At 66.6% G+C, this 16,808-nt stretch carries 17 protein-coding genes and 2 pseudogenes; 12 read left to right on the top strand and 7 right to left on the bottom strand.

The features are described 5' to 3' along the window. Positions 1 to 10: 10 nt before the first annotated feature. Positions 11 to 1,180: an NAD(P)/FAD-dependent oxidoreductase gene (locus ACR2MZ_RS03270; RefSeq protein WP_434003638.1), complete on the bottom strand. Its 1,170-nt coding sequence runs from the start codon at positions 1,178 to 1,180 to the stop codon at positions 11 to 13. A gap of 221 nt (positions 1,181 to 1,401) precedes the next feature. On the opposite strand from ACR2MZ_RS03270, the gene ACR2MZ_RS03265 reads away from it, so the two are divergent. From ACR2MZ_RS03265 to ACR2MZ_RS03215, 11 genes and pseudogenes are all read left to right on the top strand, one after another. Further along, positions 1,402 to 2,343, top strand: a complete 942-nt coding sequence (locus tag ACR2MZ_RS03265; protein WP_434003637.1) for a MurR/RpiR family transcriptional regulator — start codon at positions 1,402 to 1,404, stop codon at positions 2,341 to 2,343. A 5-nt stretch (positions 2,344 to 2,348) separates the two neighbouring features. After that, positions 2,349 to 3,629, top strand: a complete 1,281-nt coding sequence (locus ACR2MZ_RS03260; protein ID WP_434003636.1) for an allantoate amidohydrolase — start codon at positions 2,349 to 2,351, stop codon at positions 3,627 to 3,629. Then, entirely contained in the window at positions 3,607 to 5,175 is a 1,569-nt protein-coding gene (hutH, locus tag ACR2MZ_RS03255; RefSeq protein ID WP_434003635.1) for a histidine ammonia-lyase, read from the top strand. Before ACR2MZ_RS03260 ends, hutH begins: the two co-directional genes overlap by 23 nt. After that, a pseudogene (locus ACR2MZ_RS03250) lies at positions 5,172 to 5,604 on the top strand (urocanate hydratase); the annotation flags it as partial. The gene hutH and the pseudogene ACR2MZ_RS03250, both read left to right, overlap by 4 nt. A gap of 98 nt (positions 5,605 to 5,702) precedes the next feature. Continuing rightward, a complete protein-coding gene (gene hutI, locus ACR2MZ_RS03245; RefSeq protein WP_434003634.1) occupies positions 5,703 to 6,902 on the top strand; it encodes an imidazolonepropionase in 1,200 nt (399 codons plus the stop codon). Beyond that, positions 6,877 to 7,659, top strand: a complete 783-nt coding sequence (locus ACR2MZ_RS03240) for a class I SAM-dependent methyltransferase (RefSeq protein ID WP_434003633.1) — start codon at positions 6,877 to 6,879, stop codon at positions 7,657 to 7,659. Before hutI ends, ACR2MZ_RS03240 begins: the two co-directional genes overlap by 26 nt. Before the next feature lie 63 nt (positions 7,660 to 7,722). Next, positions 7,723 to 7,851 (top strand): hypothetical protein, encoded by a 129-nt coding sequence (locus tag ACR2MZ_RS03235; RefSeq protein WP_434003632.1) that lies wholly within the window; start codon positions 7,723 to 7,725, stop codon positions 7,849 to 7,851. A 33-nt stretch (positions 7,852 to 7,884) separates the two neighbouring features. Further along, the gene (locus ACR2MZ_RS03230; RefSeq protein ID WP_434003631.1) at positions 7,885 to 8,838 is read left to right on the top strand and encodes a hypothetical protein; all 954 of its coding nucleotides are present in this window, start codon (positions 7,885 to 7,887) and stop codon (positions 8,836 to 8,838) included. A 4-nt stretch (positions 8,839 to 8,842) separates the two neighbouring features. Further along, entirely contained in the window at positions 8,843 to 9,382 is a 540-nt protein-coding gene (locus ACR2MZ_RS03225; RefSeq protein WP_434003630.1) for a M23 family metallopeptidase, read from the top strand. 11 nt (positions 9,383 to 9,393) lie between these two features. Then, on the top strand, positions 9,394 to 9,741 hold the full coding sequence (locus ACR2MZ_RS03220; protein ID WP_434003629.1) for a single-stranded DNA-binding protein: 348 nt from the start codon (positions 9,394 to 9,396) through the stop codon (positions 9,739 to 9,741). 462 nt (positions 9,742 to 10,203) lie between these two features. Then, entirely contained in the window at positions 10,204 to 11,679 is a 1,476-nt protein-coding gene (locus ACR2MZ_RS03215) for an ATP-binding protein (protein ID WP_434003628.1), read from the top strand. Positions 11,680 to 12,006: 327 nt separating this feature from the next. Here the strand turns inward: ACR2MZ_RS03215 and ACR2MZ_RS03210 are convergent. Together ACR2MZ_RS03210 and ACR2MZ_RS03205 are read right to left on the bottom strand one after the other, a co-directional pair. After that, positions 12,007 to 12,954: pseudogene (locus tag ACR2MZ_RS03210) on the bottom strand (carboxylate-amine ligase). 7 nt (positions 12,955 to 12,961) lie between these two features. Further along, the gene (locus ACR2MZ_RS03205) at positions 12,962 to 13,288 is read right to left on the bottom strand and encodes a hypothetical protein (protein ID WP_434003627.1); all 327 of its coding nucleotides are present in this window, start codon (positions 13,286 to 13,288) and stop codon (positions 12,962 to 12,964) included. A gap of 164 nt (positions 13,289 to 13,452) precedes the next feature. Here ACR2MZ_RS03205 and ACR2MZ_RS03200 point away from each other — a divergent pair, with 164 nt between their 5' ends. Beyond that, positions 13,453 to 13,983, top strand: a complete 531-nt coding sequence (locus tag ACR2MZ_RS03200; protein ID WP_434003626.1) for a hypothetical protein — start codon at positions 13,453 to 13,455, stop codon at positions 13,981 to 13,983. Here the strand turns inward: ACR2MZ_RS03200 and ACR2MZ_RS03195 are convergent. The 4 genes from ACR2MZ_RS03195 to ACR2MZ_RS03180 all read right to left on the bottom strand — a co-directional run bounded on the left by ACR2MZ_RS03195 (position 13,940) and on the right by ACR2MZ_RS03180 (position 16,771). Beyond that, positions 13,940 to 14,236 (bottom strand): hypothetical protein, encoded by a 297-nt coding sequence (locus tag ACR2MZ_RS03195; RefSeq protein ID WP_434003625.1) that lies wholly within the window; start codon positions 14,234 to 14,236, stop codon positions 13,940 to 13,942. The genes ACR2MZ_RS03200 and ACR2MZ_RS03195 overlap by 44 nt on opposite strands. Before the next feature lie 56 nt (positions 14,237 to 14,292). Beyond that, positions 14,293 to 14,532 carry a hypothetical protein gene (locus ACR2MZ_RS03190; RefSeq protein ID WP_434003624.1) on the bottom strand — a complete coding sequence of 80 codons (240 nt, stop codon included), beginning with the start codon at positions 14,530 to 14,532 and terminating at the stop codon, positions 14,293 to 14,295. A gap of 384 nt (positions 14,533 to 14,916) precedes the next feature. Beyond that, on the bottom strand, positions 14,917 to 15,606 hold the full coding sequence (locus tag ACR2MZ_RS03185) for an MBL fold metallo-hydrolase (RefSeq protein ID WP_434003686.1): 690 nt from the start codon (positions 15,604 to 15,606) through the stop codon (positions 14,917 to 14,919). An 88-nt stretch (positions 15,607 to 15,694) separates the two neighbouring features. Then, on the bottom strand, positions 15,695 to 16,771 hold the full coding sequence (locus ACR2MZ_RS03180; RefSeq protein ID WP_434003623.1) for a class I fructose-bisphosphate aldolase: 1,077 nt from the start codon (positions 16,769 to 16,771) through the stop codon (positions 15,695 to 15,697). Between the last annotated feature and the right edge of the window lie 37 nt (positions 16,772 to 16,808).

Genomic DNA, 16,808 nt, shown 5'->3' with positions numbered 1-16,808 from the left:
TCCTCCGCAATCACTGAACCGCCGTCGCCACTTCCGGGTCTGATCGGACGAATCGGCTGGGCCGGAATGGTTCCAATGCCCGTTGCTGCTCCCTCAAGACGATCTCTGATCCCGCCAGCTCGGCGATGATCGCGGCCAGGCTTATGCCGCTGTGGGTCGCGGCGACGTAAAGCCCGTCAACGCCTGGTGCGTGACCGATTATCGATACGCGGTCTGTGGGCAGAGCCCGAACGCCGATCACAACCGACGTGCGGGATGCGACGCGAAGCCCGGGCAATCCCTCACGAGCCCGGCGTAAGACCACATCCGCCTTGAGAGCCAGGAGCTCGGCGGGCGTGTCCAGGGTCAACTCTGGATCGCCCTCAGCGTCGACCATCAAGACGCGCCGGTCACCGTTGGGCCTCACCGCCACGCCATTGACATGCACGATGCGGTGCGGGGGTGCCTCGTCGGACGGGACCTGGCAATGAACCAGCAGGCCCGCCACCGACGGTGAGGCGCGCTCGACCATCGGAATACTGACGTCGGCCAGGGCGGCGAGGGCCATGGTGTCGATGCCCGCCGCCAGCACGAAGATGTCAGCCTCGACGCTTGACCCGGATGCGAGCTCGGCCCTGGCCACTCGACCGTTCTGGATGGCGAAGCGCACGACCGCGTCCGACTCGACGAGGTCGCCGCCGGTGCGCCTCAGCCCATCGACCAGCGAACGCACCAAATGCGGCCCATCGATCCAACCCTCGTGTGGATAACACGCCGCCATGGAATCGGCGGGCAACCGGAGGGCGGGCTCCAAGTCCGACGCCGCTTGGGCGTCGACGAGTGAAACCGGATAGCCGCGGCCGACCATCTCGGCGACGTCGGTGCGGAGCTGGTCCATACCGCGGCCGGATACAACCTCGATATTGCCCGTCGGGTGCAGCCAGCTACCGTCGGGGAGCTCTCGCGCCAGGCGGTAAGCGTGCTCGACACCGGTCTTGTTGAGCTCGAAGTATTCGCGTGGGTAGTCAAGCCGGATCTTGCTGCTGGCGTTGAACCACGAGAAGGTCGCGCCCGTAGTCCCTGATCCGGCGCGGCCGGCATCCACGAGGACAACCGAAGCCCCGAGGCCGCGCGCCTTCAGTGCGATTGCCGACCCGATGGCGCCAGCGCCAAGTACCGCTACGTCCGCCCTATATCGCACCGCGTCCCCATCTCCTCAGACCGATTGACAAGACCTGATCGAGTTCGTGGGCTCCCCTCGAATTGGCCGGAAGCCGTAAACCGAATGAATGGACTAATTCACCAGTGGATGCTAGACTGAATGGCCTCAACCGTCAAGTACCACCCCGAGCCGGTACCACTCCGAGCCGGAATTGGGCTGAACTGAGAGGAGGCGCACCACGATTGCGGCCGGATGCGAGCGTGCACGAAGACGGCCTCGTGGGATCGGCGGGTGGCTTCGATTCCGACGCGACCATCGACGGCAGCGAGCTCGTCGCCGGCCAGGCCGCCCACCTCGAGGCCCAAATGGCGATGTTGTTCACCCGGCGCTGGATTCCGCCGACACAACGTCGGGTCGCGCGGTACCTGATGGACAATCCAACCGACGGCGTCTTTCTCTCCAGCGTCGAGCTTGCCTCCCGAGCCGGGGTCAGCCAGGCAACCGTGACGCGCCTCGCCACCTCAGTCGGTTTCAAGGGCTATACCGACTTCCAGCGGCGCCTGCGGGTGATGGCCATGAACCGACATGCCCCGGCGACGGCCAGGAGCCGCAACAAGCTCCAGGCGGCGGTGCGGGCCGAGATACACAACCTGAGTGCGCTTGAGGCCATCGTTGCCGACACCCGGTTGATAGGGAAGATCGGGCAGAACCTCGCCGCCTCCCAGCCGTTGGTCGTGATGGGCGTGAGAATGGCGTCCTACGCGGCGTCGTACTTCGCCTATTTCTCGGCCAAGGTCCATCCGGACGTTCGCGTGGTGACCTTTGGCGGATCGTCGGGACTGGACCAGCTCAGCCAGGCTCGCCAGGCGGGAGCGACCTGGCTTCTCGGCTTCCTTTTCCCGCGCTACCCCAGGGAAGCGCTCTTGCTTCTAGAGCACGCTCGTTCATCGGGGATGAAGACGGTGGTGTGCACCGATCGAGTGCCCGGCCTGGCGGCCGACTACGCGGACATTGCGTTGCCGGTGGCGGTCGGTCGCCGCCTGGTGTTCGACTCCCACGCCGGGGTGGTCGTTCTGGCCAATGTGTTGTTGGAAGCTCTGAGCGACGCCAACCCCGTCAGGACGCAGCAACGACTGGAGGAGTACGAGCGCATGGTGACCGACCGAGACGTGTTCGTTCCCAACCGCGACTCTCAGCCGTAGCCTTGGTGACTGGCCTGACGACGAGCGGTACCGGTAGTCACAGCCATGGCGGACCGAGCCTGGAAACGAGATTTGGCAGCCTCTTTGCGGAGCTCGCCGAGATTGGACGCCGCCCCGACGGCTCCTACGACCGCAAAGCCTGGACGCCGGAGGACGCATCGGCTCGCCAGTGGTTCCAATCTCAGGCCTCGCGATTGGGACTGGCTTGCGAGGTCGACCGCAACGGAAACCTGTGGGCCTGGTGGGGTGGACCCGGCGCGAAAGCGGTGGTGACAGGCAGTCACCTTGACACCGTCGTCGGCGGTGGCGCCTTCGACGGAGCGGTCGGGGTGGTGGCGGGATTCGCCGCCCTGGAGCACCTGATGCGGTTGAACCGACCTCCACGCCGCCCGATCGCGGTCGTCGCTTTTGCCGACGAGGAGGGGGCCAGGTTCGGCGTACCGACCTTTGGCAGTCGCTTGATGATGGGGCAGCTGGAGCCCGCGGCCGTGAGGCGGCGCGATGACGGGCATTCGACGACTGTGGAAGAGGCCCTGCGCGCCGCGTCCCTCGATCCCGACGCGCTGGGCGCCGATGAAGCGCGGGTGAATCGGATCGACACCTTCATCGAGGTCCACATCGAACAGGGAACGGACCTTGCGCACGCTGATTACCCGATCGGCCTGGCGGAATCGGTGTGGCCGCACGGCCGGTGGCGGCTCAGCCTGGCCGGGTCGCCCAACCACGCGGGCACGGCCCGCATGCGTGATCGGCACGATCCGATGCTGGTCGCCGCCTCTGGCATCCTCGGCGCTCGTCAGATCGCCAGCGACGATGCCGTCTTTGCGACCGTCGGCAAGGTGGCGATCAAGCCGAACAGCGCCAATTCCATCGCCGAGAGCGTCGATCTCTGGCTGGACCTTCGGGCCTCGAGCGATGTGATTCTCGACGCGGCGCTGGAAGAGTGGATGGCCGCCGTGCGCAAGGCCGCCCAACCGCACACGGTCGATCTCAACCTGACGTGCGAGTCGCGGTCCCTCGGGGTCGGGTTCGACCGTGGCCTGCGTGAGGCGATACGGGAGTTGGCCGGCCACCGCCCAGTGCCGACGCTGAGCACGGCCGCCGGGCACGATGCCGCTGTGCTGGCGAGCTCCTGCAGGACGGCGATGATTTTCGTTCGGAACCACACCGGCATCAACCACGCGCGCGCTGAGGCGGCAACCCTGGAGGACTGTGCGGTGGCAACCGACCTCCTGGCGGCCGCATTCCTGCGACTCGCAATCGATGAGCCAGCAGAGGGGGTCTGAAGTGGTGCGTGCCAATGCCGCCGTCGAAATTGGTAGCGGCCTCAAGGCCGACGATGTCGTTGCCGTTGCTCGCGAGCACCAGCTGACATCGCTGTCGACGGAAGCCAGATCGAAGATGACGGAATCGGCGCGCATCGTCGCAAGCCTGGCCGACTCGGCGCTGCCGACCTACGGTGTCTCGACCGGTTTCGGCTCGCTCGCCAATACGTACATCCCTCCTGACAAGAGAGATGAGTTGCAGCGCGCGCTGGTGCGGTCGCACGCCGCCGGGATGGGCGCTCAAGTTGAGCCTGAAGTCGTGCGCGCCATGATCTTGCTGCGCGCGCGGACTCTCGCCATGGGGTTCTCCGGGGCCCGACCGGAGGTGGCCGAGACGATGCTGGCCCTGCTGAACGCGGGCATTACGCCGGTGGTCCGGGAGCATGGATCCCTCGGAGCAAGCGGAGACCTGGCGCCGCTGGCTCACTGTGGGCTCGCTCTCATTGGGGAAGGTGAGGTGACCGACAGCGGCGGACGGCACGCGCCCTCCGCCGAGGCACTCGGAGCGGCCGGCATCAGACCCCTCACGCTCAGCGTCAAGGAAGGCCTGGCACTGATCAATGGCACCGACGGGATGCTGGGGATCCTGATCCTCGCTCTCCACGACCTGCGGCGGCTGCTCAAGGTCGCCGACCTTGCCGCGGCGATGTCGACTGAGGCGTTGCTGGGAACCGACCGCGCCTTTGCCGCTGACCTGCAAGAGCTCCGGCCGCATCCCGGGCAGGTAGCGAGCGCCCGCAATCTCACGCGGCTCCTGGCGGGTTCAGCCATCGTCGCCAGCCACCGCCTGGGCGACGATCGCGTCCAGGACGCCTATTCAATTCGCTGCACCCCCCAAGTCCACGGGGCGGCGCGCGACACCGTCACCCACGCCGAGCGGGTGGCCGACATCGAGCTCGCCTCCGCCATCGACAACCCGATGATCCTGCCCGACGGCCGGGTGGAGTCGTGCGGGAACTTTCACGGTGCCCCGCTCGGCTTCGCCTGCGACTTCCTGGCCATCGCGGCGGCCGAGGTGGGTGCCATCTCCGAGCGCCGGACCGACCGCCTGTTGGACCCCCGCCGCTCGCAAGGGCTGCCGCCGTTCCTCGCGGTGGACGCCGGCGTGAACTCGGGAATGATGATCGGCCAGTACACGCAGGCGGCCATGGTTGCGGACAACCGGCGGCTCGCGGCGCCCGCCAGCGTCGACTCGATTCCTACCAGCGCGATGCAGGAGGATCATGTCTCGATGGGTTGGGGGGCCGCCAGGAAGCTGCGTAGCGTAGTGGCCAACCTGGGCCGGATACTCGCGGTGGAGCTTCTCTGCGCTGCGCGCGGGCTCGATCTGCGTGATCCGCTTGAGCCGGCGAAGGGTACGGCGGCGGCCCGGCTCTCAATTCGGTCCGTGGTACCCGGTCCGGGGCCGGATCGGTGGCTCAGTCCGGACCTTGAGGCCGCTGAACGCCTCGTGATTTCGGGCGACATCCTCGTCGGCGTCCAGGCTGCCGTGGGAGCGCTGGAATGAGCCTTCCCGGCGCCAGGCCAGTACGCGCGCCCCGCGGTACCGAGCTCAGCTGCCGCTCGTGGCCCCAGGAGGCCGCGATGCGAATGCTCATGAACAACCTTGACCCGGAGGTCGCCGAGCGCCCCGACGATCTCGCGGTGTACGGGGGCCCTGGGCGTGCAGCACGCTCCTGGCAAGCGTTCGATCGTGAGCTCGTTGCGCGGGCTGGCCGACGACGAGACGCTGCTGGTGCAGTCCGGCAAGCCGGTCGGTGTCTTCCGAACACACGAGTGGTCCCCGCGCGTGCTGATCGCGAACTCGAACCTGGTGCCGGAGTGGGCCACCTGGGATGAGTTCCGGCGCCTCGAGCAGCTCGGCCTGACCATGTACGGCCAGATGACCGCCGGCTCCTGGATCTACATCGGGAGCCAGGGCATCCTCCAGGGCACACCGGATGTTCGCGACGTCATGGTCGGCGGCCGGTGGATCGTCCGGGACGGGGTGCACGCGTCGCTGGATGTGTCAGCCGAGCCAAAGGCTGCCATTCGTTGACCACGCTGGTAGTTGATCGAATCGGCCTCCTGGTCACGAACGACCCAGCTTTGGGCGACGGGCCGCTCGGGATACTCCGGGATGCGGCCTTGGTAATGGAGGGTGGTCAAGTCATAGCCGTCGGCCGATCGGGCGCCGCCGGCGACGAGCACGTGGACGCCGGCGGCAGGTGTGTGCTGCCCGGCTTTGTTGACAGTCACACGCACCTCGTTTTCGCGGGCGACCGATCCGACGAGTTCGCCGCCAGGATGGCCGGCCAGCCCTACCATGCCGGTGGCATCCGGGTCACGACGGAAGCCACGCGGGCGGCGAGCACCGACGAGCTGACCGCACTGGCGCGCGCGCGGCGAGCCGAGGGTTTCCTGGCCGGGATCACGCATGTCGAGATCAAGTCGGGATACGGTCTCGATGTCGAGACCGAGCGACGTTGCTGCGAGGTCGCGTGCTCCTTTACCGACGACGTGACGTTCCTCGGCGCACACGTGATCCCCGTCGAGTACCGGGATCGGCCCGATGCCTATGTCGACCTTGTGTGCACGGACATGCTGGCAGCGTGCCGGCCGTTCGCCAGGTGGATCGACGTCTTCTGCGAGGACGGCGCGTTCGATGCCGACCAGTCGCGCGCAGTGCTGTCAACAGGTCGTGAGGCAGGCCTCGGGCTTCGGGCGCATGGGAATCAGCTTCGGGCCGGCCACGGTGTGCGGCTGGCTGTGGAGATGGGAGCGCCATCGGTCGACCACTGCACGTACCTCGCCGATGCCGACGTGGACGCGTTGGCCGGTGGCGACACGGTGGCCACGTTCCTGCCGGCAGCCGACTTCTCGACGCGCCAGCCTTACCCAAACGCCCGTCGCGTAATCGATGCTGGGGCTCCGGTGGCGATCGCCACCAATTGCAACCCGGGCTCAAGCTACACGACCTCGATGAGCTTTTGCATGGCCCTGGCGGTGCGCGACCTCCACATGACGATCGAGGAGGCCCTGTTGGCGGCGACCCTGGGAGGAGCCAACGCACTGCGCAGAAAAGACATCGGTCGCCTGTCTCCTGGAGCCCGCGCCGACGCCGTGCTGCTGGACGCACCCTCGTATACGCACCTCGTCTACCGGCCGGGCGTTCCGCTCATTGCGGCGACCTGGTCGGCAGGGTCGCGAGTACCCGGCCGATCCGGCGATGAGCGATGGCCAGTCAATGGCTGAGCACCCGCTCAAATGGCAGCAATGGTTGACCCGGTGGGACGAGCAGCAGCGCGGATATCTACCCCATCGCGAAGAGCGGTTCGAGGTCATGCTGGATCTCTTGGAGGCAACCACCAAGACCCGCGAGCCGCTGGTGGTCGACATCGGATGCGGTCCGGGATCATTGGCTTCTCGGGTGCTCAAGAGACTGCCAGGCGCCAACGTCGTGGCGGTCGACAACGATCCGGTCCTGATGCAGCTCGGCCAGGCCGCACATTCCCAGTCGCCGCGGCGGATTCGCTGGATCGACGCCGACCTGCGCTCACCACTTTGGACGCAGGCCCCTGGCATGCCTGACCAGGTGGATGCGGTGGTGTCGACGACCGCACTGCACTGGTTGCCATCAGACCGATTGGCCGCCCTGTACAGGCAGCTCGCGGGCCTGCTGAGGCCGGGTGGGATATTCATCAATGGAGACGACATGGCATTCGGGTCCAACCAAGGTCGTATTGCCGAGGCCGTGCACGCTGTCGGTGCCGGCAGGGCTGACCTCAAAGGAGAAGTCGAGAGCTGGGACGATTGGTGGCGCGCAATCGAATTGGAGCCCTCGTTGGCGGCCGCCTTCAGCCAACGTAACCAGCGGCAGGATGGCCAGCAAACCTCCCACCAACCATCCAGTTACGCGTCGCACCGAGAGGCTTTGCTGCAGGCGGGCTTCGCCGAAGTGGCAACCGTCTGGCAGGTTCTAGAGGATAGGGTCCTGGTCGCCGTTCGCTAGCGGTCGCTGGGAGTCTTGGACGCCGACCAGCGCTTTTTAACGATCCATGCATTTCTTTGGAAGATGACGGCCGTCGAACCCAAGGCTGTGACCGAGGCGAAGGCCTGGATCCAACGCATAGTCATCGGCACTATCGGCGTCGAGCTGGCCGGCACCCTGGTCAACGTACTCACCGCGTCCATCCCCAAGTAGCGGCGGGACGCTAGGCGAGCGAAGCCCAAGGCGATGGTCGATCCAGGCGGCATTCTGAACGCGCTGCATCAGCTGCAGGACACGGTGAACGGGATCAAGGATTCAGTCACCGCGATCGGCGACGCGCTGAATTTCGTTGCCAACATCGAGCGCTTCATCAAGAGCACCGCTCAAGACGTCGCGCATGCCGCGGCAACTTACGTCTTCATCACAGCTGACCCCTACGATCCGAAGCACGCCTTCGTCGAGACGGAGGCGATCAACAAATGGCTCCCGCTCACCAGGTCGGTTGCGAACGGTGCGCTGACGGTGGCGCTCACCTGGGGGTTCTTTCGCGTCATGTTCGCACACGGCACACACAGCCAGCACGGCCTCCGCCAGATGCTGCCCCGAGCCATGCTCGCGGCCATCCTGATCAACTTCTCCACCGTCCTCATCCAGGCGGGTGTGGAGGCCACGAACGCAATGAACCTGGTAGTGCTGAGGGCCAACCAGGCCGACCACTTCAAGCTCCTGCTGGGGTGGTTGCTGCCGGTGTCCCAGCCGAGCGATCTGACGGCGCCGGCCTGGAATGTGCTGGCGCGCCTGGCGCTCGTCCTCTCCTACGGGTTGCTGGCCATCGTGTACATCGTCCGCTTCACGGTGCTGGTGATCCTCACGATTCTTGCTCCCCTGGCTGCGCTGGCCTTCGTGCTGCCCGAGACCAGCCACTACGCCAAGCAATGGGGACATCTGTTCAGCCTCACGCTGCTCATGCAGCCACTGCAGCTGTTGATCCTGGAGATCGGAATCACGCTTGACGTGACCTGGCAGAGGCTGCCGCTCTTCCCAGTCCAGCACCTCTTCGCGCTGGCCGCCGTCTACATCTGCTTCAAGGTGCCGGGCGCCCTCGGCATGTCGACCAAGGTCTTCGGCAAGGCCAGCTCGGAGGCGAAGAAGGAGGCGGATCACGCCTGGAAAGCCGCCGTGAAGGTCCTGGCCAAGTGAGGCGATGGCAGTGAAGGTCGCCCTCATCGGCATGGCCATCGCCGCGGTGGTCTCCATGCTCGGAGCGGCACCTCGCCAGCACACCACCCCTGTCGCGGCCGGTGCACCTTCGGGGCCGGCGCCGGCTCACCTCTTGCTCCCGGTGCACGGGGCGGTGGTCACGCAGCCGTTCGGCTGCACTGAGTTCACCCTCGAGCCTTTCACCTTTGCCTGCCCCTCGCGCCACATCCATACAGGCCTGGACCTTGCCGCGGCGACCGGGACGCCGATCTATGCGGCGGCTGATGGCCGGGTCCAGGTGATCAACAGCGGCGGGGGTGGGTACGGCCTGCACGTGCAGCTGACGCACGCCGGTGGCCTTCTCACGCTCTATGGGCACCTGAGCTCGGCCGAAGTCACCGACGGCCAGCTGGTCACAGCCGGCAGCGAGATAGGTCGCATGGGCTCCACCGGCATGTCGACCGGCTCCCATCTTCACTTCGAAGTCCGCCGCGACGGCCGGCCGGTGGACCCAGTGCCTTTCCTGCCGGCCTCACTCAGCTAGGGAGAAAGAAATTGGTCAACAAGGTAATACTCATCGGGCGGCTGACAGCCGATCCAGAGGTGAAGGCGCTCCCCGCCGGAACGCACGTCACTTCTCTGCGGATCGCCACCAATTCCTTCGGCGGTCGGGAGGAGGACGGCACCCGCAAAGAGCACACCGAATTCCACAGCGTGGTGCTGTTCGGCAAGCTGGCCGAGGTCGCCGGCAGCTACCTGCGCAAGGGGCGCCTGATCTACGTCGACGGCCGCCTCCACCACCGCAGCTGGGACGGCGCGGACGGCCAGAAGCGCCATGCCAGCGAAGTGGTCGTCGACAGTTTCCAGATGCTCGGCTCGAAGCCGGAGGAGGCGGCCGCTTAGTCCATCCGATCCCGAGATCTTGAGAACCCGAGCAGGCATTTTTGCGTCCTCCCCCCGCGGGGCGGGGGGAGGCTGGGAGGGGGGCGTCGGCGGCCCGCCTTGGCCCCGCCGCCCCGTGGTGAGACCTTTGCGTCCAAGGTCCGTCAAATTCCTCTCGAGCGCCCGGGAGCTACGGCGAGATGCCCAAGGACCGAAATGGCGGCTCTGGTCCAGCCTGCAATCCAAGGCCCCCCACCTAACCTCCCCCCGAGCGGGGGGAGGACGACCTCAACCAAGAGCGTCTCAGCTTACTCGGGGACCGGACAGCTTAGTCCATCCGAGCCCGAGTAGTTGAGACGCTAAACGCCTCCTCGGCGTCTCAGGATCTCGGAGACCAGACAACCCCACATGCGGCGTCGGCGGCGCAGTCGTCGCGTCCATGAAGCCGCCACACCGGATCGCAGCTCGGCGGATTGCCCTCGCATGCCGGAAGATGAAACCGAGATGGGCGCTCGAATCGAGGTCGACCCCGAGCTCGCGCGGCGGCTGACAGGCGGGCTGCCGGTGACCGTCCTGGAAGCGGCGCCGCTGCCGGCGCCGCTTTCGCGTCTGCTCGTCATGGCGAGGAGCGAGCGGTCTGAACCGGACCGCCCGGGGCGAGTCTCCCTGGCGGGTGTTCTGGTTCCCACTCCGAGCGGGGCATTCCCGATCTCATCGCTGGGACTCGGCCGCGGTGCCCGCGCCCGCTTGCCAAGAAGCCTGGAACCGATGAAGACTCGGTGGGATGCCGGCGCGCTCTTCTTGCTGGACGAGGCAGGCGAGGACGTGCTGGTAATCGGCCAGGGCGCGATCGGCCAGGTGACGCTCTCGTGCGGGGCCTGGCCCGGACTGGTTCCGCTGGTCGGACCCCGCGCCCGCGCTCGGCGAATCGCGGGCGTTGCCGGAGCGGAGCGCGAGCTCGCGCGCTTCGCAGACGTACTGGCAGCGCTTCTCGACGCCGTCTACGCGAGCCGGCCGAGGACCCGCGAGCTGGCGCTTACCCTGCGCGCCGGCGAGGCGGGCGCGGAGGTGGCCCGGCGAGTGCTTGCGCAACTTGGTCGGGAGGCGTCCGGTCTAGTCGGCCGCGTCACCGGGTCCGGCGGCCCGGCCCAGCAGTTCCGGCCCGGCCTCGCTGGACAGCAACGCGGCGAGAGCGCTTTCGACGACGTTGGCGGCCAGGAGGCGGCCAGGTTGGAGCTGGAGACGGTCTGCCTCGGGCTCAGACAGCCAGAGGCCTTCCACGCCTGGGGGGCCCGCCCGCCGCGAGGGGTACTGCTCTACGGGCCGCCGGGAACCGGGAAGACCATGCTGGCTCGGGCACTTGCTCGCGAGTCAGGCGCCACCTTTCTGCACGTCCGGGCGACCGATGTGGTGTCCAAGTGGTACGGCGAGGCGGAGCAGCGGCTGCAGCGGTCATTCGACGAGGCCCGCAGGCGAGCGCCCGCGGTGCTCTTCTTTGACGAAGTCGACGCACTGGCCCGCGATCGCGGGGAGGCCCACGAGGCGACTCACCGCATGGTCTCGGCTTTCTTGGAGAACATGGACGGCCTGCAGCAGCTGGACGGCGTCGTCGTGCTGGCCGCCACCAACCGGCCGGAGGCGGTGGACCCCGCGCTGATGCGCCCGGGACGCTTCGACCGACTGGTCGAGGTGCCGCTGCCCGACCGGCGTGGCCGGCGCGCCATCTTCGAGGTTCATCTGCGGCAGGCCGAGCGCAAGGCAGGCCGGCCACTTTTCGAGCTTCCGGACGAGCCTGGATGGGAGCGGCTGCTGGATGTCACCACAGGTCTCAGTGGCGCGGAGCTGGCGGAGGCGGTGCGGCGAGCGCTGGAGGTTCGAGTGCGGAGCGGCGCGACCGACGGAGCGATCACGCCGGACGAGCTCATGCTGGCCGCGGCCGGCGTTGCACGCACCTGCTGAGGGCAGGGAGCACCATGACTGTCGACGCCGTCCAAGGTCACACCGCCGGTTGAAGCCAAGCTCTGTCCGAGAGGTGCTGGCTACAGCGGTGACCGCTTCCCGTGAGTGGTAAACGCATCCGGCTCGCCATTGATCGGCCCACCCGCGCCCAGCGAGGAGGGCCTGCCGCACTTCCCTCACTCCGCTGAGGTCTCCGCGATCAGCAGGTCCACAACATCCTTCAGTCGCTGCCTGCGGGCGAAGGCCCTGCGCTGGCGATTGGCGCCATTTCCTCCAGCCAGCGTAGCGGCCAAAAGGCTCGAGACCTCCTCCCAGTCGCCCTGCTCTTCAAGCGCCGGCCGCACGCAGCTGAGGAACCTCTCGATAAGTGTTTTGGCTGGCACCGAGCCGGGCTCCTCGATGTCCAAACAGCTCACCGTCGATGCCATACCGAGCAGCCCGCCAGTTGGCCGCCACCAGGAGCTCCGTACGCACCCCCGGTACAGGCTCTTCGCGCTGGGCCTGGAGGTGGCAGGTTCGCGCCAGGGCGCGAACCAGACCGGCCACCAGCACGGCCTCATCCACAGACAGGCAGACGTCAGTGACACGAAACTCGAGCGTCTCAAACCGCTCCGAGGGTCGGATGTCCCAGTACAGCTTCGTCGGCTCCGCGATGGTTCTGGTTTCCACCAGGAGCCGGATGAACTCCTCGTAGTCGGCGCGGGAGGAGAAGACGGGGGGAACACCAGCCATCGGCCACCGCCGCCACATCTAGCGACCGAAACTGGCATAACCGGAGTCGATGCCCAACCAGTACGGGGAGTTGGCGGCCAGCGCAAGTATGGGCGCGAGCCAGAGGCGCGCTCGATTCATGATCTGGATGGCAGCCTCGCGGCTCCCGATCCCAACATGGACGTGGTTGCCGAAGATCACCTCCTCCCGGGCGAGCTGCTGGTACTGGTTGACTATCCGCCCGTACCGCGTCTTGGGCGTGAGCTCCTGCTCGGCCCAGTGGGAGAAAGGATGGGTGCCGGCGGCGGCGATTCGGCATCCTTCGGCCGCCGCCGCGCTGGCCGCCGCACGCCGCAATCGGATGACTTCCCGGCGGACCTCGGCCAGCGTTTGACAGACAGGTGTCCCGACCTCGACTTGGGATAGGTAGAGCTCACCGGTCACCTCGTCTCCGACCTGCCTTGCGGCCCTGCCCAGGACTCGCTGGGCGTCCGACCGAAGTTCATGGGTGGCTGGGTCGACCACCTGATACTCCTCCTCGACGCCGAGAGTGAAGTCGTCCATCCGATGGTCAGTCCAGAACGCTGAGACGAATGTGGGCGCCTACCGAAGGTCGACCAAACACCTCCCAGGCGTTGCCTCCGCGCAAGACGAGCTCCAGCCAGCGTGCCTCGCCGCCACGCGCATCAGGCCAACCACTGCTGCCCGGTGCGAAGGCCAGTTGGCCGGGTTCAACCGCGAAGCTCGTCTCGCTGGCGATCACTTCTCTCTCGACGGTTCCTATCTTCAGCCGAAGCCGGGATCCGGCAATGCCCTCGACCCTCCTGGGCTTGATGGTCGCCATGGGCAGGTAGCACTTGATGCGCTGGATGCACCTCGGCGAAAGCGAGGTCCCCATGACCGTAGTCGGCGATCACGTGGACCAGCAAGGTCCAACTGATGCTACGGGAGGGCGGTTCGAGGCCCTGTGGACCGTGTGTCGATCACCTTCGGAGCGTGGGCAATGTCTTGCTGCTGCCGGAAGGGGTGCCTGCCGGCCGATCGAAATGTAACACTGTAATCATGACGCATCCAAATCTGGCAACCTGGCTCCAGGCCGAAGTGCCGGCCGGCTGGTTCCAGGAGCCGGCGCGGGCAGAGGTCGATCCTGACGAGATAGTTGTCGTCGGGGCGCTACCGGGAAGGCCCGGAGTGCCGCTGCGCGAGTTGGTTCAGAGCTTTCGAGAGGAATCGCGCCAGGTCCGAATGGGCATCGCTCAGAGGGCCGAGCTCCGCTTCGGCCGCCGTCTCTCTTGGGCGGTTGAGGTGGGCAGGGAAAGGTTCGATTTCACGAGTCTGGCGACGCCTGTCATGACGCGACTGCGGATGAGGGAGCGACAAGTCCTGGACACGCTGGTCGAGGCAAGTGTGGCGCGAAGCCGCAGCGAAGCCCTTGCCTGGTGCGTGAAGCTTGTGGCAGAGCACGAGGCGGACTGGATAGGAGAGCTGCGCGAAGCGCTGGTCAAGGTAAACGAACTGCGCAGGAGCGGCCCTAGAGCTCGGCAGCGGGTCAGGTCTCGGCGACCGTCTCCAGATGCCGAAGTACCTCGCTGAGGAGCGCGCGGGCATGAGCGAATTGTCGCCGCACCACCTGTTCCTCAGCTTGGTCCAAGAGGTCCACCAGCTTGCTGGAGCCTGACTGACCACCCAGCGCCGCCTTGACCTGGCCGATGGTCTGGGTGGCGAAGAGCAGCCCTCCACCAGGGTTGTCCAAGATCTCGGCCGCCACGCCCAGTTGATTGCGCATCCAGGTAGATCGGTCGACGCCGCCGTAGGGGAACGGCCCCTTCGGCCCCAGCACTTCCACACGGGCCATCCTAGTGGACGGCTGGGACAGTTCCACTGGGCTATCCTGCACGCCCTTCAGCGGGCGCCTTGTTCGTCGGCGTCGCCGCCGCTCAGGGCAGAGAAGACGATCATGCTGAGCAGCCAGCCGCCGTAGAGACCGCCAGCGCCGAAAATCAGGCCGACAATCAAGAGCGCCGCCACTGAGTCCTGGAATACGCGCTGGTAGAGCACCCAGCCGAAGAGTGCCAGCAGCGAGAAGCCGGCGCAGCCCGCCAGGGCCGCCAGCAGAATGGCCTGAAGCCGGCGCCCGTTCACGGGGCGCACTGAATAACGGCCCCCAGCCAGAGGAGCGGCGGGGGGCCCGCCGCCTGACAGCCGACCAGCACGAAACCTAAGGCAGCGGCGGTCTCTGCAGGCGGCGCCGGGCGCGCCGGATGCGGGAGTCGGTGTTGCGCCCAGCTTGCGCCACGGGAGGTTCCGAACGTAGTGACAGCCGCTTCAAGTAACCGGTAGTAATGGACCTGGAGAGAGAATTCAACTCCTCGCGGCGAGTAACCTCGGGCACCTTCACGTTCCTCTCTGAGCTGGCCGACGGGGACGGCGCCAGAGAGAAGCGGGAGCTGGCAGCGGCGCATCGCAATTGTGGGACAAAAGCCCATCCCTGTCAAGGACAACCTTCGCCTAGACAGCCAGATTTGCCTAGACATCCATGATCCGCAGATCGGTTGCCGCGCGGTCCAGGTGACCCGAGTGAATGTGGTTGAAGATGAAGCGCGTGCCGGGATGGCGGGCGGCAAGTGCCTCCGCCTCCGACCAACTCGTGTGGACGCTTGACTCGCTGGGCGCGGTCGCTTCCGTGATGGCGATATCGGCGCCTTCCACCAGCCGCTCGAGCGGTGGGCTGGCAGTCGTGTCCCCCGCGTAGGCGAGCACGCGTCCCTCCAAGTGCAGTCGGTAGCCCCGGCAGTCCATCTGACCATGCTCCAGCTTGACTGTCTGGTAGCGGATTTCCGCCACCTCCCCCTCTGCCTGAGCCTCCTGATAAGTGACTCCCGCCCGCTCCCGGGCATCCGGCCAATCGTCGCTCCAAGCCAGGCTGCAGAGCTGCTCGATCCGTTTCCTGACACCCGGCGGTCCCAGCACGGGCAGCTGGCCACCCGTCGGGTGAAACGCGCGATAGAGCAGAAAACTGGGCAGTCCCAGCAGGTGGTCGCCGTGAAAGTGGGTGAGGAGCACAGCCTCAATGCCGCCGGGATCGAGACCGAGGCGGTGCATGTGAGGCAGCACGGGCGCCCCGGCGTCGAGGAGGAAGCGGCCGTCGACGACCACAGCTCCGTTGTAGCGCTCGAGCGAGAACGCCGATCCGGTCCCCAAAAACGCCAGCTGCATCTCAGGCAAGAGTACGGTTCGGACGCGGCTTCGGCCGCAGCCTGCGCCGCTCGCTCAGAGGAGCCGGACGAGCTGTGCTTAGCCGGCGCTAGGCGACAGTGATGGCGGGGTTCAGGTAGACGTCCTGAACCGCGTTGAGCAGACCTACGCCTTCCTTCATCGGACGCTGGAAGGCCTTCCGGCCAGTGATCAGCCCAGTGCCGCCGGCTCGCTTGTTCACCACTGCGGTGGTCACCGCCTCCTGCAGGTCGGTGTCGCCCATCGAGGCGCCGCCTGAGTTGATCAGCCCCGCCCGGCCCATGTAGCAGTTGGCCACCTGGTACCGGCAGAGGTCGATCGGGTGATCGCTCGTCAGCTTCTCGTAGACAAGTTTGCTGGTCTTGCCTACCTTGATCGCGTTGAAGCCGCCATTGTTCTCCGGCAGCTTCTGCTTGATGATGTCGGCCTCGATGGTGACGCCCAAGTGGTTGGCCTGGCCCGTCAGGTCGGCCGACACCTCGTAGTTCACTCCGTTCTTGGTGAACTCTGAGTTGCGCAGGTAGCACCAGAGGATGGTGGCCAGGCCGAGCTCGTGCGCTTCGTGGAAGAGTCGCGCCACCTCGACGATCTGACGGCTGGACTGAGGCGAACCGAAGTAGATGGTGGCGCCCAGGCCCACGGCGCCCATCTCCCACGCTTCCCGCACAGTGCCGAACGGGATCTGGTCGTACTCAGTCGGGAAGGTGAGGAGCTGGTTGTGATTGATCTTCACAATGAACGGAATGCGGTGGGCGTACTGGCGCGCCACCGAGCCGAGCACGCCGAACGTCGAGGCCACCGCGTTGCAGCCGCCTTCGACCGCCAGCTTGACGATGTTCCCACCATCGAAGTACTCGGGATTGGGGGCGAAGGACGCGGCGGCCGAGTGCTCAATACCCTGGTCCACCGGCAGGATGGAGACGTAACCGGTGTGGGCCAGCCGGCCGTGACCGTAGATCGTCTGCAGGCTGCGCAGGACCCGGGGATTTCGGTCGCTCACGCTGAAGACCCTGTCGATGAAGTCGGGTCCGGGCAGGTGCAGGTCGTCTTTGCTGATGGTCTGGCAGGAGTGCTCCAGCAGCGAGCGGGCCGAGTCGCCGAGGATCTCCTCGATCCGCGAGGTGGCCGTCAAAGTGGCGGTGGCCATGGTGTCCTTCTCCTTGGGTGTTGCTGGCGCTGTCCGG

Source organism: Candidatus Dormiibacter sp. (assembly GCF_050999135.1).
Taxonomy (GTDB): domain Bacteria; phylum Chloroflexota; class Dormibacteria; order Dormibacterales; family Dormibacteraceae; genus Dormiibacter; species Dormiibacter spiritus.
Note: the sequence above shows the minus strand (reverse complement) of the source record. Positions and strands in the feature narration are given on the sequence as shown.

Excerpts from the sequence above, each read along its gene's own strand:
- hutH (WP_434003635.1), top strand. The coding sequence starts at position 3,607 with ATGAGCCAGCAGAGGGGGTCTGAAGTGGTGCGTGCCAATGCCGCCGTC.
- ACR2MZ_RS03240 (WP_434003633.1), top strand. The coding sequence starts at position 6,877 with ATGAGCGATGGCCAGTCAATGGCTGAGCACCCGCTCAAATGGCAGCAA.
- ACR2MZ_RS03235 (WP_434003632.1), top strand. The coding sequence starts at position 7,723 with ATGACGGCCGTCGAACCCAAGGCTGTGACCGAGGCGAAGGCCTGGATC.
- ACR2MZ_RS03230 (WP_434003631.1), top strand. The coding sequence starts at position 7,885 with ATGGTCGATCCAGGCGGCATTCTGAACGCGCTGCATCAGCTGCAGGAC.
- ACR2MZ_RS03225 (WP_434003630.1), top strand. The coding sequence starts at position 8,843 with ATGGCAGTGAAGGTCGCCCTCATCGGCATGGCCATCGCCGCGGTGGTC.
- ACR2MZ_RS03215 (WP_434003628.1), top strand. The coding sequence starts at position 10,204 with ATGCCGGAAGATGAAACCGAGATGGGCGCTCGAATCGAGGTCGACCCC.
- ACR2MZ_RS03205 (WP_434003627.1), bottom strand. The coding sequence starts at position 13,288 with ATGGGGACCTCGCTTTCGCCGAGGTGCATCCAGCGCATCAAGTGCTAC.
- ACR2MZ_RS03200 (WP_434003626.1), top strand. The coding sequence starts at position 13,453 with ATGACGCATCCAAATCTGGCAACCTGGCTCCAGGCCGAAGTGCCGGCC.
- ACR2MZ_RS03185 (WP_434003686.1), bottom strand. The coding sequence starts at position 15,606 with ATGCAGCTGGCGTTTTTGGGGACCGGATCGGCGTTCTCGCTCGAGCGC.
- ACR2MZ_RS03180 (WP_434003623.1), bottom strand. The coding sequence starts at position 16,771 with ATGGCCACCGCCACTTTGACGGCCACCTCGCGGATCGAGGAGATCCTC.